Annotated in this window: 15 protein-coding genes; 4 read left to right on the forward strand and 11 right to left on the reverse strand. The window is 69.4% G+C overall.

What is annotated here, in order from left to right:
- Nucleotides 1-58: 58 nt before the first annotated feature.
- Nucleotides 59-280 (forward strand): hypothetical protein, encoded by a 222-nt coding sequence (locus G6N64_RS01400; RefSeq protein ID WP_163795290.1) that lies wholly within the window; start codon nt 59-61, stop codon nt 278-280.
- Here G6N64_RS01400 and G6N64_RS01405 read toward each other — a convergent pair.
- Nucleotides 254-1,024 (reverse strand): alpha/beta fold hydrolase, encoded by a 771-nt coding sequence (locus G6N64_RS01405; RefSeq protein ID WP_163801356.1) that lies wholly within the window; start codon nt 1,022-1,024, stop codon nt 254-256. The two genes, G6N64_RS01400 and G6N64_RS01405, sit on opposite strands and share 27 nt — an antisense overlap.
- Nucleotides 1,025-1,066: 42 nt before the next feature.
- On the opposite strand from G6N64_RS01405, the gene mhuD reads away from it, so the two are divergent.
- Together mhuD and G6N64_RS01415 are read left to right on the forward strand one after the other, a co-directional pair.
- Nucleotides 1,067-1,387: a mycobilin-forming heme oxygenase MhuD gene (gene mhuD, locus G6N64_RS01410; RefSeq protein ID WP_163795291.1), complete on the forward strand. Its 321-nt coding sequence runs from the start codon at nt 1,067-1,069 to the stop codon at nt 1,385-1,387.
- Between the two features lie 86 nt (nt 1,388-1,473).
- Nucleotides 1,474-2,778 (forward strand): serine hydrolase, encoded by a 1,305-nt coding sequence (locus G6N64_RS01415; protein WP_163795292.1) that lies wholly within the window; start codon nt 1,474-1,476, stop codon nt 2,776-2,778.
- On the opposite strand, the gene G6N64_RS01420 is transcribed toward G6N64_RS01415, so the two are convergent.
- The 6 genes from G6N64_RS01420 to lysS all read right to left on the reverse strand — a co-directional run bounded on the left by G6N64_RS01420 (nt 2,768) and on the right by lysS (nt 9,438).
- Nucleotides 2,768-3,319, reverse strand: coding sequence for a histidine phosphatase family protein (locus tag G6N64_RS01420; protein WP_163795293.1), 552 nt, complete (start codon nt 3,317-3,319; stop codon nt 2,768-2,770). The two genes, G6N64_RS01415 and G6N64_RS01420, sit on opposite strands and share 11 nt — an antisense overlap.
- A 6-nt stretch (nt 3,320-3,325) precedes the next feature.
- Nucleotides 3,326-4,129, reverse strand: coding sequence for a CbtA family protein (locus G6N64_RS01425; protein WP_163795294.1), 804 nt, complete (start codon nt 4,127-4,129; stop codon nt 3,326-3,328).
- Nucleotides 4,130-4,154: 25 nt separating this feature from the next.
- Complete coding sequence (locus G6N64_RS01430; RefSeq protein ID WP_163795295.1) at nt 4,155-4,370, reverse strand: CbtB domain-containing protein; 216 nt, start codon at nt 4,368-4,370, stop codon at nt 4,155-4,157.
- Nucleotides 4,371-4,684: 314 nt separating this feature from the next.
- Nucleotides 4,685-7,222, reverse strand: coding sequence for an ATP-dependent protease ATP-binding subunit ClpC (gene clpC1 / locus G6N64_RS01435; protein WP_163795296.1), 2,538 nt, complete (start codon nt 7,220-7,222; stop codon nt 4,685-4,687).
- 258 nt (nt 7,223-7,480) lie between these two features.
- Complete coding sequence (lsr2, locus tag G6N64_RS01440) at nt 7,481-7,822, reverse strand: histone-like nucleoid-structuring protein Lsr2 (protein ID WP_163795297.1); 342 nt, start codon at nt 7,820-7,822, stop codon at nt 7,481-7,483.
- Nucleotides 7,823-7,929: 107 nt separating this feature from the next.
- Nucleotides 7,930-9,438, reverse strand: a complete 1,509-nt coding sequence (lysS, locus tag G6N64_RS01445; protein ID WP_163795298.1) for a lysine--tRNA ligase — start codon at nt 9,436-9,438, stop codon at nt 7,930-7,932.
- A 23-nt stretch (nt 9,439-9,461) separates the two neighbouring features.
- Here lysS and G6N64_RS01450 point away from each other — a divergent pair, with 23 nt between their 5' ends.
- Nucleotides 9,462-10,700: an alanine racemase gene (locus G6N64_RS01450; RefSeq protein WP_163795299.1), complete on the forward strand. Its 1,239-nt coding sequence runs from the start codon at nt 9,462-9,464 to the stop codon at nt 10,698-10,700.
- A gap of 76 nt (nt 10,701-10,776) precedes the next feature.
- On the opposite strand, the gene G6N64_RS01455 is transcribed toward G6N64_RS01450, so the two are convergent.
- The 4 genes from G6N64_RS01455 to G6N64_RS01470 all read right to left on the reverse strand — a co-directional run bounded on the left by G6N64_RS01455 (nt 10,777) and on the right by G6N64_RS01470 (nt 15,197).
- Complete coding sequence (locus G6N64_RS01455) at nt 10,777-11,580, reverse strand: type III pantothenate kinase (protein ID WP_163795300.1); 804 nt, start codon at nt 11,578-11,580, stop codon at nt 10,777-10,779.
- A gap of 129 nt (nt 11,581-11,709) precedes the next feature.
- On the reverse strand, nt 11,710-12,654 hold the full coding sequence (gene panC, locus G6N64_RS01460) for a pantoate--beta-alanine ligase (RefSeq protein WP_163795301.1): 945 nt from the start codon (nt 12,652-12,654) through the stop codon (nt 11,710-11,712).
- Complete coding sequence (locus G6N64_RS01465) at nt 12,651-13,580, reverse strand: Rossmann-like and DUF2520 domain-containing protein (protein WP_163795302.1); 930 nt, start codon at nt 13,578-13,580, stop codon at nt 12,651-12,653. The genes panC and G6N64_RS01465 overlap by 4 nt, the downstream gene beginning before the upstream one ends.
- Before the next feature lie 81 nt (nt 13,581-13,661).
- Nucleotides 13,662-15,197, reverse strand: a complete 1,536-nt coding sequence (locus G6N64_RS01470; protein ID WP_163795303.1) for a DUF6779 domain-containing protein — start codon at nt 15,195-15,197, stop codon at nt 13,662-13,664.
- Nucleotides 15,198-15,236 lie beyond the last annotated feature (39 nt).

Consider the following 15,236-nt stretch of genomic DNA (forward strand, 5'->3'; position numbering starts at 1 on the left):
CCCCCGCCGTCCGTCCTGCCACTAGTGGCAGTTTCTAAATGCGCGAATGATTACTGCCATGGATTTCTTGCTGACCTTCCTCATCCTCGCGGCGCCCTTCGCGGTGGCCGCACTCCTCAGCTGGGCATCGCACCGCGGCGACCCGGTTCGGTCTTATCTGGCCGGCGTCGAGGAGGACACCGACTGGCACCGCATCGAACACGACGCCGATGCCGCCCGCACGCGGTTCGAGCAGAGCCCGACCTGGCCCGCCTCAGGCGCCAGGGGCGAACGCCGCTAGGAACTGCTCGACGGCGTCGCGATATTCCTCGGGCCTGTCGTCGTGGACGAGATGGCCGGCACCCGGCACGTGCAGATACGTGGTGCGGGTGCCGGTCTCGTGCATGGTGCGCATCTGCCCAGGCGGGGTCACCGAGTCAGCGGCCTCGACCAGCAGGGTCGGCACGTCCACGCCGCGCCACTGCTGCCAGTAGTCCCGGGTCCCCCACTCCGCGGCGATCTCCACCCAGCGCTCGGTGTGGCCGTGCAGTCGCCACCCCGTCGGCGTCCGGTCGAACGCCTCCGCGAAGTAGCGACCGGCGACGTCACCGAACGCCTCGACGATCTGCTCCTCCGACGTGAACTCGACGGGCAGCGCGTACAGCCACGGCTCCCACGGACCGGTCGTCCGCCCCCGGAAGTCGGGCGCCATGTCCTCCACGACAAGCGCCGTGACCAGATCCGGGCGGGCCGCCGCGAGACACCAGGCGTGCAGTCCGCCCATCGAGTGGCCGATCAGCGTCACCGGCCGGCCGACCTCGGACACCGCGTCGGCGAGGTCGGCGACGAACGTCTCGGTGCTGACGGGCCTCGAATCGGCGACGTCCCGTCCGCGATGCCACGGCGCGTCGTAGGTGAACACCCGGCCGAAGTCGGCCAGCCACGGCACCTGGCGCTGCCACGTGCTGCCGCGGCCCATCAGGCCGTGCACCAGGATCACCGGCTCGCCCCGCCCGCCCCTGTCGGTGAGAAGTCCGCCGCCCATGGCGGCAATACTGCCAACCACCCGCGCGGTAACCTAGGGGCCATGCCCGCCAACGCAGTGGTGAAGATCAACGCGATCGACGTTCCGGCCGACGCAGGCCCCGAGTTGGAGAAGCGCTTCGCCAACCGCGCCCATGCCGTCGACGGCCAGCCCGGTTTCCTCGGTTTCCAGCTGCTGCGCCCGATCAAGGGCGAGAACCGCTACTTCGTCGTCACGCAGTGGGAGTCCGAAGAGGCGTTCCAGGCCTGGGCCAGCGGACCCGCCGTCGAGGCGCACGCCGGTCAGCGCGCGAACCCCGTCGCCACCGGAGCGTCACTGCTCGAGTTCGAGGTCGTGCTCGACGTGCAGCGCTCGGAGGCATAGCGACTTGGGCTTCGATGTCTCGAGGACCGGCGCTGCCTAGGAGTGGCCGGGTCCGGCGTCGTTCGATCGGAGCCTCGATCGCCACGATGGTCGTCGCGACCCTGGCCTGCAGCTGCGCACACACCGGCCCGGCTCCCGCCGAGGCCGCCTACGGCGCGCACATCGGGACCAACACCCCGCAGGGCCTGCGTGCCAAGCAGCTCCTCGACATGGTCAACTCCGACTGGCCCATCGGCACCGTCACGGTGGGCACGCTCGCCGACCCCGAGATCGTCGAGGCGGTCACCGGTGCCATGGACCGGCTGTGGGCCGACCGCCCCATCACGGTCACCGGTGTCGACATCGGCGCGGGCCACGCCACGCTGCACGTCCGGACGTCCTATGCCGTCTCCGAGGACGTGCGGCTCCGTACCGGCGAGTCTGGCCTGGTGGACCGCTTCGAGGTCACCGTCGTCAAGCCGAAGATCCGGCAGTGGCCCGACGTCGACGCCGAGATCACCCGGTCGGGTGCGCACTACGCCTATCAGGCGTCGAAGGTGACCGACCGCGGATGCGTCCGGGTGGCGGGCACCAACGTCGATGAATCCCTGCCTCTCGCATCGATATTCAAGCTCTACGTGCTGTTGGCCGTAGGCCGTGCCGTGAACGCGGGGACCCTCGAGTGGGACGACCCGCTGCTGATCACCAAGGAGGCCAAGGCCGTCGGCTCGGCGGGCTTCGACAAGCTGCCTCCCGGCGCACACGTCTCCGTCAGAGATGCTGCGCAACAGATGATCTCGGCCAGCGACAACATGGCCACCGACCTGCTGATGGCACGGCTGGGTCCCGGTGCGGTGGAACGCGCCCTCGTCGCGGCGGGTCACCACGATCCCGCGTCGATGACGCCCTTCCCCACCGCCCACGAGCTGTTCTCGATCGGCTGGGGTAGGCCCGACGTCCGGGAGGAATGGAAGACGGCTCCCCCGCAGCGCCGCGCCGAGATGCTCCGGACCACGAACGTCCTGCCCTACGATCCGGATCCGGAACGGACGCGCACGCCGGCGTCCCCCTACGGCGCGGAGTGGTACGGCAGCGCCATGGACATCTGCCGGGTGCACGCGGCCCTGCAGGCCACGGCCGTCGGGCCCGCCGCACCCGTGGCCGACATCCTCTCGGCCACTCCGGGTATCGACCTCGACCGAGCCAAGTTCCCCTACATCGCCGCCAAGGGTGGCAACCTCCCCGGCGACCTGACGTTCAGCTGGTACGCCCGCGACCGCAGCGGCCAGGGCTGGGTGATGAGCTTCCAGCTCGTCTGGCCCACCTATCGCAGCCTCGCCGCCGCGACGTGGCTGCAATCCATCGCCACCCAGGGCTTCGACCTGCTGCCCGTGGGCCCGCCTACCCGGTAGACCGCAGCGTCCACGCTTGTCCGCGCAAGTGCATGACCGTGCGGCTGGCGGGAGCCACGTCGATGCGCCAGAACGACTTCGGCGGCGCGTCGAGCGCCACCAGGATGGCCGCGCGGATGACGGCCGGATGGGTGACGGCGGCCAGCCGACCTCGGCGACCGGCGATCGCGTCGAGCCAGGTGCGCACCCGGTCCACCACCGCGACCACCGACTCGCCGCCGTGCGGTGCCTGCGTGGGGTCGGTCAGCCAGATCGCCAGATCGGCGGGCGGCACTCCGCCAAGCACATTGCCGCGCCACGCCCCGCAGTCCAGATCGGCGAGCGCCGGATCAACCTCGGCGCGCAGGCCGAGCAGTTCGGCCGTCCCCCGAGCACGCTTCTCCGGTCCGCACGTCGCGGCGTCGATGAGGCCGAGTTCGACGGTGGCGTCGAGCTGGCGCCGGCCCAGGGCGTTGAGCGGCTCGTCGATGGGGAAGCGTCCGGCTGCCATGGCATCGGTCATGGCGTGACTGACCATGGTCAGCCGGACGACCTCACTCACGTCCGGTCACGCAGAGACGCTCTCCTGGCGCCGGCCGTCCAGCAGCTTCGACACCAGCGCGGCGAAGGCCAGGCCGATCGTCGCGTACATCACGACCTGCGTGCCCAGCGAGTAGAGCCTGAAGTCGTACAGCACGTCGGCGGGGAAGCCCTCGTAGACGATGGTTCCCGCGTCGTCGACCAGCGGTCCCGGCGTCTCGTCGATGGTCGGCAGTACCAGCATCAGCACCGCGACCGCGACCACGTACGCACCGGCACCGGCGAGTGCCGAATTCCACGCACCGAGTCGGTCCCGCAACTGCCTGGCCAGGTACACAGCGCCGACGAGAAGGGCCGCGGACAGCACCACCATCAGCAGGTACAGCAGGGTGCGCTGCCGGATGGTCTCGTCCAGGCTGAGCGCCGGCGGGCTCGCCGGGTACTTCAGCGAGGGCACGACGTACAGGCTCAGGAGCATCCCGCCCGCGACGTACAGCGACAGCAGCTTGGCCGAGACGTTCCCGACCCTGCCGTAGGTCACCGCGAAGACGACCGCGAACAGTGCGCCGATGGCGACGCTGAACGCCAGCACGCCGATGCCCATGCCGATGTTCATCTGGATGGCGCGGGAGAACCCGCCACCGTCCGCACCGTGGCTGTGCCCGGCGACTCCGGCCGCCGTCTCCATCGCCTCGTGCGCGGCACCGATGCCGTCCTCGTAGCCGATGGCCGACTCGATGGCCGGTTCGACGAAGATCCGCGCGAAGACGAACGCGAACACACCTGCCAGGGCGCCGGCCAGGAGGCCGCGCCCGATGATCTGCTTCTCCATATTCAGCTGTCCTGAGTTCCGGCGGTCAGTGGCAGGGGAAGCCGAGGAGGTGGCGGGCGTCGTGGATGAACTCGTGGATGTGGGTGTCACTACCGAACACCGACGTCGCACCCTGGTCCATGCCGACGAAGTAGAGGACGAGCAGGGCCAGGAACGCGGTCGCGGAGAGCCACACCGCGGCCCTCGTCGCCGAGAGGTCCAGTGCGGGAGCGGCGCTCTTGCGAGCCTCGGAAGATGTCATGTGCAGTCCTTTCGGGATTTCGCGTCCCGTGTCGGGGTGACGGCGTCGGGTCTGACTCTGACAGTGGCGCGACCGTTCCGGACTTTCACCGGATTCCGCTGTCCGTCGATTACACCAGGATCCTAAACCGTCTAGCTGCGATTCGAGCTACCTATTCGTTTTAGGCTGCCGCGCCCCTCCCGTCGTACGTGCGGGTACGGCGGGATCCACGCCGATCCGACGCCGTACCCGCACGTTGGGCGTGGGCACCTGATGCTCGGCCCCGAACGCACGAACGCCCCCGACTCGCGTCGGGGGCGTCCGTGTGGAGCGTGTTACTCGGTGGCCGAGCTTCCGGCCGCGCCGGCACCGGCGAGGTCGGGCTCGACGAGCGAGCGCTGAGCGCCCGAGAACGTGAAGACCGCGTCCTCGACGTTGTTGCTCTCGCCGTCCCAGTTGTCGACGTCGACGGTGATGACCTGGCCCGCACCGATCTCGTCGAAGAGGATCTTCTCCGAGAGCTGGTCCTCGATCTCACGCTGGATGGTGCGACGCAGCGGCCGCGCACCCAGAACCGGATCGAAGCCGCGCTTGGCCAGCAGCGCCTTCGCCTTGTCGGTCAGCTCCATGCTCATGTCCTTGGCCCTGAGCTGGTTGCCGACCCGGTTGATCATGAGGTCGACCATCGTGATGATCTCCTCCTGCGTCAGCTGGTGGAAGACGATGATGTCGTCGATGCGGTTCAGGAACTCCGGGCGGAAGTGTTTCTTCAGCTCGTCGTTGACCTTCTGCTTCATCCGCTCGTAGTTGTTCTCGCCGCCACCCTGGGTGAAGCCGAGACCGACCGCCTTGCTGATGTCGGACGTACCGAGGTTCGAGGTGAAGATCAGCACGGTGTTCTTGAAGTCCACCGTCCGGCCCTGGCCGTCGGTGAGACGGCCATCCTCGAGGACCTGCAGGAGGCTGTTGTAGATCTCCTGGTGGGCCTTCTCGATCTCGTCGAACAGCACCACGCTGAACGGCTTGCGACGCACCTTCTCGGTGAGCTGGCCGCCCTCCTCGTAGCCGACGTACCCCGGAGGGGCACCGAACAGCCGCGATGCGGTGAAGCGGTCGTGGAACTCGCCCATGTCGATCTGGATGAGCGCGTCGTCGTCACCGAACAGGAACTCGGCGAGCGCCTTGGACAGCTCGGTCTTACCGACACCGGACGGGCCGGCGAAGATGAACGAGCCGGACGGCCGCTTCGGGTCCTTCAGGCCGGCGCGGGTACGCCGGATCGCCTTCGAGACCGCCCTGACGGCGTCCTCCTGGCCGATGATCCGCTTGTGGAGTTCGTCCTCCATGCGGAGCAGACGCGTGGTCTCGGCCTCGGTCAGCTTGAACACGGGGATGCCGGTCCAGTTGCCGAGGACCTCGGCGATCTGCTCGTCGTCGACCTCGGCCACGACGTCCAGGTCACCGGAGCGCCACTGCTTCTCGCGCTCGGCCCGCTGCGCGACGAGCGTCTTCTCCTTGTCGCGCAGGTTGGCTGCCTTCTCGAAGTCCTGCGCGTCGATCGCGGACTCCTTCTCCCGGCGGGCGTCGGCGATCTTCTCGTCGAACTCGCGCAGGTCCGGCGGTGCGGTCATGCGGCGGATGCGCATCCTCGCACCGGCCTCGTCGATCAGGTCGATCGCCTTGTCCGGCAGGAACCGGTCGTTGATGTAGCGGTCGGCCAGGGTCGCCGCGGCGGCGATGGCGCCGTCGGTGATCGAGACGCGGTGGTGCGCCTCATAGCGGTCGCGCAGACCCTTGAGGATCAGGATCGTGTGCTCGACGGTCGGCTCGCCGACCTGAACCGGCTGGAAGCGGCGCTCGAGCGCGGCGTCCTTCTCGATGTACTTGCGGTACTCGTCGAGGGTGGTCGCACCGATGGTCTGCAGCTCACCGCGGGCCAGCTTCGGCTTCAGGATCGAGGCCGCGTCGATGGCACCCTCGGCGGCACCCGCGCCGACGAGCGTGTGCAGCTCGTCGATGAACAGGATGATGTCGCCGCGGGTGTTGATCTCCTTGAGCACCTTCTTCAGGCGCTCCTCGAAGTCACCGCGGTAGCGGCTGCCGGCCACCAGTGAACCGAGGTCCAGGGTGTAGAGCTGCTTGTCCTTCAGCGTCTCGGGCACGTCGCCGTGCACGATCGCCTGGGCCAGGCCCTCGACGACGGCGGTCTTGCCGACGCCGGGCTCGCCGATCAGCACCGGGTTGTTCTTGGTGCGGCGGCTCAGCACCTGCATGACCCGCTCGATTTCCTTCTCGCGGCCGATGACGGGGTCGAGCTTGCCCTCCATGGCCGCCGCGGTCAGGTTGCGACCGAACTGGTCCAGGACCAGCGACGTCGAGGGGTTGCCGGACTCGCCTCCGCGACCTCCGGTGCCCGCCTCGGCGGTCTCCTTGCCCTGGTAGCCGGACAACAGCTGGATGACCTGCTGACGCACGCGCGTCAGCTCGGCGCCCAGCTTGACCAGGACCTGGGCTGCGACGCCCTCGCCTTCGCGGATCAGGCCGAGCAGGATGTGCTCGGTGCCGATGTAGTTGTGGCCGAGTTGCAGCGCCTCGCGCAGGGACAGCTCGAGCACCTTCTTGGCGCGCGGGGTGAAGGGGATGTGCCCGGACGGTGCCTGCTGGCCCTGGCCGATGATCTCCTCGACCTGGCTGCGCACACCCTCGAGCGAGATGCCCAGGGATTCGAGCGACTTGGCGGCAACGCCCTCGCCCTCGTGGATCAGGCCAAGGAGGATGTGCTCGGTCCCGATGTAGTTGTGGTTGAGCATCCTGGCTTCTTCTTGGGCCAGGACGACGACGCGCCGTGCGCGGTCGGTGAAGCGTTCGAACATCGGTGGTTACCTGCTCTCCATCAAATAGCGCAGTTTCGTGAAAACTCGACGGCGTGGTAGACCACGCTCTGCACCTACCGCCCACTGTAGTGGTCGGAGGCGCGGGCCGCCCCGCCTGTCTGGGGAGCTACCCCGTACTGCCTCTATCCAACGCCGCAGATGCCGGGATCGTTTCCCGTTCACGACCCAATCGCTTCGCCGCTAGCGAACGGGCTGCCTACTCCACGCCCGGCTCGGGGTGAGCGCGGCAACCCTCGCTCAGGTTGCCGCGTGGAAGGCGTCGATGACGTCGGCCGGGATGCGACCCCTGGTCGAGACGTTGTGTCCGTTGCGCCGGGCCCAGTCCCGGATCGCGGCGCTCTGCTCGCGGTCGATGGACGCGCGGCCACGGCCCGAGCCCGCGGAACGACCGCGCCGGCGGCCACCTACGCGACGGCCCGCCTCGACCCAACCCTTCAGGTCGTTCCGTAGTTTCGCCGCATTCTTCGCGGAGAGGTCGATCTCGTAGCTGACGCCGTCGAGGGAGAATTCGACGGTTTCATCCGCCGCATTCTCGCCGTCGAAATCATCGACGAGAGTGACGGTAACCTTCTTCGCCATCAGTACACACTGACCCTTCTGCCCAAGAACATGGCGGGTCCAGCGTGAACCCCGCCACAATGCTGACAGAAAAGGCGAAATCAATCAACGATGACGATATGCGAACGTCAGTTTCCGGCGCGACGCACGATCGGGAACAAAACCGTTTCTCGTATCGACAACCCCGTCAATGCCATGAGTAGTCGGTCGACGCCCATTCCGGTGCCGGTGGTCGGGGGCATCCCGTACTCGAGTGCCGCGAGGAAGTCCTCGTCGAGAACCATTGCCTCGTGATCGCCCGCGGCGGCTGCACGGGCCTGCGCCTCGAATCGTTGGCGCTGAATCACCGGGTCGATCAATTCCGAGTATCCAGTCGCCAATTCGAATTTGCGGATGTAGAGGTCCCACTTCTCGGTGACGCCCGGAATGCTGCGATGAGCGCGGGTGAGAGGCGCAGTCTCGACCGGGAAGTCGCGCACGAACGTCGGCGCCCACAGCGTCTCTCCGACGGTGTGCTCCCACAACTCCTCGACGAGTTTCCCGTGCCCGTATCCGCGATCCCGGGACACTTCGACGCCCAACTTGTCGACGAGCGACCAGAGATGGTCCGCACCGGTGTCCGGAGTTATCTCCTCGCCCAACGCCTCGGAGAGCGACGGATACATTTCCAGCGTCGCCCATTCGCCGTCGAGGTCATAGGTCGAGCCGTCCGCCAGTGGCACGTTCCGGGTGCCGATCGCCTCGTCCGCCACCTCTTGAATGACCTCGCGGGTCACCACCGCAGAATCGTCATAGGTCCCGTAGGCCTGATAAGTCTCCAGCATCGCGAATTCGGGGGAATGCGTCGAATCCGCCCCTTCGTTGCGAAAGTTCCGGTTGAGTTCGAAGACCCGCTCGAAACCGCCGACGAGACAACGCTTGAGGAACAACTCGGGCGCAATCCGAAGGTAGAGGTCGGCGTCGAGTGCATTGGAGTGCGTGACGAAGGGGCGCGCCGCCGCACCGCCCGCGAGGGTCTGCAGCATCGGCGTCTCGACTTCCAGGAAGTCGCGGCGCTCCAACGCCGAGCGCAGTGCGCGGACCACCGCGATGCGCTGCCGGGCGATCGAACGCGCCTCCGGTCGAACGATCAGATCGACGTAGCGCTGCCGGACCCGGGACTCCTCGCTCATCTCACGATGGGCGACGGGCAGCGGCCGCAGGGCCTTGGAGATGATTTGCCAAGAATCGGCAAGCACAGACAATTCGCCTCGACGGGAGCTGATCACCTCGCCGTGCACGAACACGATGTCGCCGAGGTCGACGTCGGACTTCCACGCCTCCAGGGACTCCGGACCCACCTTGTCGAGGCTGATCATCGCCTGCAGCTGGGTGCCGTCACCCTCCTGCAGCGTGGCGAAGCACAGCTTTCCCGAGTTCCGGGCGAACACCACCCGACCCGCGACGCCGACGAACTGGCCGGTCTCGACGGCGGGCTCGAGCGCCGGGTAGGCAGCCCGGACCTCGGCCAGCGTGTGGGTGCGCGGCACCTCGACCGGGTAGGGGTCGCGGCCCTCGGCGAGCAGGCGTTCCCGCTTCGCCTGACGAATCCGGAACTGCTCGGGGACGTCGGACTCGGATTCATCAGCAGTGCTCACGACGTGCCAGCTTAAATGAGTCCGTGACCGCCCCCATCGACGCGACCGCCGTGGCGGCCCTGGCGCATCAGCCCATCGGCTGGTGGCACAAGGGCATCCCGCCGTCGTGGTCGGACCGCCCGCCCGCCCAGGTGTGCGCGTCCCGGCCGGATCCGTTCGACGACGGCGTCCTCGGCCCGCTGTGCGTCCTGTCCGAGACGGCGCTCGCGCACAATCTCTCCGCCATGGCGCGGTGGTGCCTCGTCCGCGGGGTGAGCCTCGCCCCGCACGCCAAGACCCACATGTCACCGCAACTGCTGGCCCGCCAGTTCGAGGCCGGGGCGTGGGGCGCGACGGTCGCGACCATCTCCCAGGTTCGGACGTTCCGGCGGTTCGGCGTGCGACGGATCCTGCTGGCCAACGAGCTGGTGGACGCCGCCGGGCTGCGGTGGCTGGCCGCCGACCTCGCCGACGACCCCGGGGTCGTCGTCGTGTGCTGGGTCGACTCCGTCGCGGGAGTCGAGTCGATGACCGCCACGCTGCGGGACGCCGAGGCGACGCACCCGCTGGACGTGTGCGTCGAGGTGGGCATGCCGGGCGGCCGCACGGGGTGCCGGGGACGTGCCGCCGTCGACGAGGTCGCCCGCGCCGTCACCCGGTCGGCGCATCTGCGACTGGTGGGCGTCGCCGGCTACGAGGCCGCCCTCGGCCACGACGTGTCGCCGGAGTCCTACGACCGCGTCCGCGGGTACCTGCGCGAGATCAGGGCGGCGGTGATCCGGCTGGGGCCGGCGTTCGAGTCCGACGAGGTCCTCGCCACCGCCGGCGGCAGCACCTTCCCCGACGCCGTCGCCGAGGAACTCGTCGACTGGCCGGACGGATCGACAGTGCGGACGGTGGTGCGCAGCGGGTGCTACCTCACCCACGACGACGGGCTCTACCGCAACACCTCGCCGCTGCCGCTGCGCTCCGCGCTGTCGGTGTGGGCGCAGGTGACGTCCCGGCCGGAACCAGACCTCGCGCTGCTGACGATGGGCCGCCGCGACGTGTCCCACGACCAGGGTCTGCCGGTGCCGTACGGCCTCGACGACAGCCGCGTGACCGCCCTCAACGACCAGCACGCCTTCCTGTCGCTCGGCCCGTCGGACTCGGCGCGCGTCGCCGTGGGCGACTGGCTGCGGTTCGGCATCTCGCACCCGTGTACGACCTTCGACAAGTGGCAGCTGATCCCCGTGCTCGACGACGACGGCCGCGTGCTCGACCTGGTGCGCACCTTCTTCTGACGCCGAACGTGGGTTACCGCCACGCCTCGGGCGCGAATAGCGTGACACGAGTGGACACTCGGCGAGGGTCGGGGCGTCAGCGCTTGCCGCGGTTGCCGTCGCGGTTGCGCTCGTAGACCAGCCGGAGGCCGTCGAGGGTGAGGAACTTGTCGTAGTGCTCGACGGTGTGGAGATCGGGCAGCACCAGCGGTGCGGTGTGCCCGGTGGCGACCACGGCCACGTCGTCGCCCCCGAATCCGTCGACGTCCTCGCGGATCCGGGTGACCAGACCGTCGACGAGGCTCGCGAAGCCGAAGACCGCGCCGGACTGCATGCACTCGACGGTGTTCTTGCCGATCACCGAGCGCGGCCGGGTGAGTTCCACCCGGCGCAGCGCGGCTGAACGCTCCGCCGCCGCGTCCGACGACACGTGGATGCCGGGTGCGATTGCCCCACCGAGGAACTCGCCCTTGCGGGACACGACGTCGACGACGATCGACGAGCCGAAGTCCACAACGATCGCGGGGCCGTGGAAGCGCTGATACGCGGCAAGGCAGTTGACGATCCGGTCCGCCCCGACCTCCTTCGGATTGTCGACCAGCAGCGGGATGCCCGTGCGCACACCGGGTTCGATGAGGACGTGCGGGATCGACGGCCAGTACTGCTCGAGCATCATCCGAATCTCGTGCAGGACCGACGGGACCGTGGACAGACCGGTCGCACCGGTCAGGCGTTCGGCGTCGTCACCGATCAGGCCGTCGATGGTGAGCGCGAGTTCGTCTGCAGTGACTGCGGATTCGGTGCGGATGCGCCAGCTGTGCACCACCTTGGCATGGTCGCCGGAGCCCGAGATCAGCCCGACGACCGTATGGGTGTTGCGTACGTCGATGGCCAGTAGCACTGCGCTACCGCTCCTGCGCGGTAGAGGTGTGGGTCATCAGTTCCATTGCGGCGAGACAGCACAGGTGGTCGTGACGACGGGTCTTAAACGACAGGGAACGCCGTTTCGCCACAAAGGAGGTGTGGGACATCAGTTCCTCCACGGCAGTTCGCGAGCGGCGTCCGCCTCGACGCGGGAGTGGCCGTCGATGCCCGCGGAGGCGCCGACGTCGATGGCGATGTTGTCGAGCAGTCGAGTCCGGCCGAGCCGGGCGGCGACGAGCATCCGCGCCGGCCCCTGAGCCGGAGCGGGCCCGAGCCACGCGTCGCGGACCTCGAGGTAGTCGACCTCGAGTGCGGGGACCTCGACCAGCACGGCGCGAGCGGCCTCGAGCGCCTCGTCGACCCCGCGGGCCGCGCCGTACATGCCCGCGAGCAGCGCGGCCGACAGTGCACCGGCCTGTTCGCGCTGCTCGGAGTCGAGGTAGACGTTGCGCGAGGACATCGCCAGCCCGTCGGCCTCCCGGACGATCGGCACGTTGACGATCCGGACGCCGAGATCGAGGTCGTCGGCCATCTGGCGGACGAGGATCAACTGCTGGTAGTCCTTCTCGCCGAAGTACGCCCGATCCGGTCCGATGACGTTGAACAGCTTCAGCACGACGGTCAGCATCCCGGCGAAGTGCGTCGGCCGTTGCGCCCCTTCGAGTTCGGCCCCGATCGGACCGGGATGGACGGTGGTGCGCCGGCCCGCCGGGTACATGTCCTGTTCGGTCGGCGTGAAGACGATCTCGACGCCCTCGGCCCGCAGCACCTCGAGGTCGTCCTCGAGCGGACGCGGGTAGGCCGAGAGGTCCTCGCCTGCGCCGAATTGCAGCGGGTTGACGAAGATGGAGACGACGACCGTGGCGCCGGGCACGCTCTTCGCGGACCGCACCAGCGACAGGTGACCCTCGTGCAGTGCACCCATGGTCGGCACCAGCACGACGCGACGGCCCGTGGTGCGCAGTGCGCGCGTCACGTCCGAGACGTCGGCAGGCTTCGAGTAGACGTTGAGTTCGTTGCGCACGAACTTGGGTGGTCTGCGGCTGTTCACTCGTGGCCCTCCGATGTGGATTCCAGCGCGGCGAAGACCTCCGCCGGCGCATGCGCGCGCTGCGCGGTACGCAGCGAGTCCGCTCGATATGCTTGCGCCAGTTCGGGATTGATCTCCGACAGCGCCCGCAGGTGCGCGGCGACGGCGGCACCGTCGCCGCGCGCCACCGGACCGGTCAGCGCACCCTGGCCTCGCCCGAGGGCGTTCTCCAGCGACGCGCGGGCGAGCGGCGCGAGGATGCGTTCGGCGATGCCGCCCGGACCGTCACCGACGATCTCCTGACCGAGCAGTTCCTGGCCGGAGATGGCGGCGCGCAACGCCTCCACGGCGTCGAGGACGACGGTGATGACGTGGTTTCCGCCGTGGGCCAGCGCAGCGTGATAGAGCGGGCGGGCATCCTCGCGGACGCGGAAGGGTTCGCCACCGATCTCGAGCACCAGCGACTGAGCGATCGCGTACCCCACCTCGTCGGCGGCGGTGATGCCGAAGCAGGACTCCGACAGTCGGGCCACGTCCTCGTCGGCGCCCGTGAACGTCATCGCGGGATGGATCGCGAGCGGGATGCACCCCTGCTCGACGAGGGGCGCCAGCACGGCGACCCCGTTGGCCCCGGACGTGTGCACCACGATGGTCCCCGGCCGGACCGCCCCGGTCGTCGCGAGGCCTGCCACCAAGGCGGACAGTTCGGCGTCGGGCACGGCGAGCAGCAGGAGCTCCGCGCGGGCGGCGACGTCGGGCACGGGGAGCACGGGTGTGTCGGGCAGTCGCTGCTCCGCGCGCCGCAGCGACGCGCGCGAGATGGCGCTGCACCCCGCGACGACGTGCTCGACACGCTCGAGCGCCACGCCGAGTGCGGTACCGACCCGACCGGCGGAGATGATGCCGATCGTCAGTCGCGCCGGACGTAACCCGCTGGGCGTCCCCACGTAGACGACCTCGCTGACGTCTTGGATTTCTCGAATGCGGTCCCTGGTCTCGGGTACCGGTCGGCCGTCACCGAGATTAGCTCATTCCTCGCGGCGCCTGCGTCGGCCGCCACCGGTGGCACCGGCCTGCAGCCGGGCGAGCAGTTCCGAGATCGGCTGACCGTCGGCGTGCTGTCCTTCGGGTTCCTGAGGTTCCTCGGGCTCGTCCTGCGCGGGCCGGTGGCGGGCCGCTCGTGGCTCGTCTCGAGTGGGTGACGGCGGTGCCGCGAGCGTGGGGTCGGGCCCCTTGCCCGGGTCGACGCCCGCGGCGTAGTGACGGGCCCGGCGAGCCGACTCGGCGTCCTCCTGCGCGGCGCCGGCGTGCCGGGCGGCTCGGGCTCCGGAGGCCGGTGGTGCCATCGCGGGCGGCGTGGGAGCAGACGGCGGCTCGGGTGCGGTGTGCGCGGGTGTCCGCGGCTCGGCCGTCGGCGCCTCGGCTACCTCGTCGTCCGGTTGATTCGAGCCGTTGTCGGCGGGCGGCGACACCCAATTGCTGCCGGGAGCCCCGGCCGGGATGAACTCCCCCTCGGCCGGTGCGGGCTGCCAGTCGGGGGTGGGCGGTGGTGCGGGCGGCACGGCGTCGTCGGGCGACGACGTGTGGCGTCCGGGCCGCTCGGGATCCTGCCACGGGGAGCGGGCGGCGGGTTGCGTGGACGCCGGGGGTGGCGGAGGTGGTGGCGGCGCAGGTGCGGCCGTGGGTGGCGGCGGCGGGGGCGCCACGGGTGGAGGTGGCGGGGCCGGCCATGACGGTGCCGACACCGGTGGCGGTGGGGCGGGCAACCAGGGCAGCCGCGCCTCGGAGACGGGTTCGCGGGCCGGGGGCGGGGGTGGCGGGGGTGGTGGCGTCGGGGGCGGTGTGGGCGCCGCGGCCGCGAAGGCCGCCTCGGAGGCCGCCCTGCGGTGCGCGCCGCCCGGGTCGGGCGAAGTCCACTCGGGCTCCGGCGGAGGCTCGACCGGGACGTCGATGATCGGGCTCTCCTCGGTGTTGGGTTCCGGCTCGTCGCGGTCCTCGGTGTCGATGCGGCTGCTGACCACCCGGCCGGGGGTCGACGTCCGGTCGCGGTCCTGTCCGCGTTCGCCGAGGCGGTCCCAGTCGGGGAACCGGTGCACGCTCGTCCGCTCGGTCTCGATGGCCGGCCGGTGCTGGAGGTCGGTGTCGAAGATGATCTCCAGGTTGGCGCGCAGCGCGGCGAGTTCGGCGCGGAGGCTCGCGACCTCGTCGGACGACTGGGCGCGCAGTTCGGAACTCAGTTCCCGGCGCAACTGGGCCTCGATGCCCAATTCGTACTCGCGGCGCGCGGAGATCTCGCGGTCGAGCTGGAGGTCGTAGACGAGCTTCAGGTCGCGTGCCCGGGCCGAGTCGACGTCGGCCTGTCTGCGGTAGATGAACGAGATGAACGCGGCCACCACCGCGGCCCACAGCGCGACGATGACGGCGAGCTTCAGCAACTCGACGCGGTTGGTGAAAACCAATGCCGAACTGGCAACGATGGCGAGTACCAGCAACGTCGTGAGGAGGGCACCTCCCGGCCTGCGGCTGGCGCGCCTCGGGCGCACGCCACGGGTCGGATCGGTCATGGGCCGACTGTACCGTTCACAGGTCAGATCGCGTGTCGC

The organism is Mycolicibacterium sediminis, assembly GCF_010731735.1.
GTDB classification, from domain to species: Bacteria; Actinomycetota; Actinomycetes; order Mycobacteriales; family Mycobacteriaceae; genus Mycobacterium; species Mycobacterium sediminis.

What these genes read in the sequence shown, in the direction of transcription:
- G6N64_RS01405 (WP_163801356.1), bottom strand. Translation starts at nt 1,024, where the DNA reads ATGGGCGGCGGACTTCTCACCGACAGGGGCGGGCGGGGCGAGCCGGTG.
- G6N64_RS01400 (WP_163795290.1), top strand. Translation starts at nt 59, where the DNA reads ATGGATTTCTTGCTGACCTTCCTCATCCTCGCGGCGCCCTTCGCGGTG.
- G6N64_RS01470 (WP_163795303.1), bottom strand. Translation starts at nt 15,197, where the DNA reads ATGACCGATCCGACCCGTGGCGTGCGCCCGAGGCGCGCCAGCCGCAGG.
- mhuD (WP_163795291.1), top strand. Translation starts at nt 1,067, where the DNA reads ATGCCCGCCAACGCAGTGGTGAAGATCAACGCGATCGACGTTCCGGCC.
- G6N64_RS01425 (WP_163795294.1), bottom strand. Translation starts at nt 4,129, where the DNA reads ATGGAGAAGCAGATCATCGGGCGCGGCCTCCTGGCCGGCGCCCTGGCA.
- G6N64_RS01415 (WP_163795292.1), top strand. Translation starts at nt 1,474, where the DNA reads ATGGTCGTCGCGACCCTGGCCTGCAGCTGCGCACACACCGGCCCGGCT.
- lsr2 (WP_163795297.1), bottom strand. Translation starts at nt 7,822, where the DNA reads ATGGCGAAGAAGGTTACCGTCACTCTCGTCGATGATTTCGACGGCGAG.
- G6N64_RS01430 (WP_163795295.1), bottom strand. Translation starts at nt 4,370, where the DNA reads ATGACATCTTCCGAGGCTCGCAAGAGCGCCGCTCCCGCACTGGACCTC.
- clpC1 (WP_163795296.1), bottom strand. Translation starts at nt 7,222, where the DNA reads ATGTTCGAACGCTTCACCGACCGCGCACGGCGCGTCGTCGTCCTGGCC.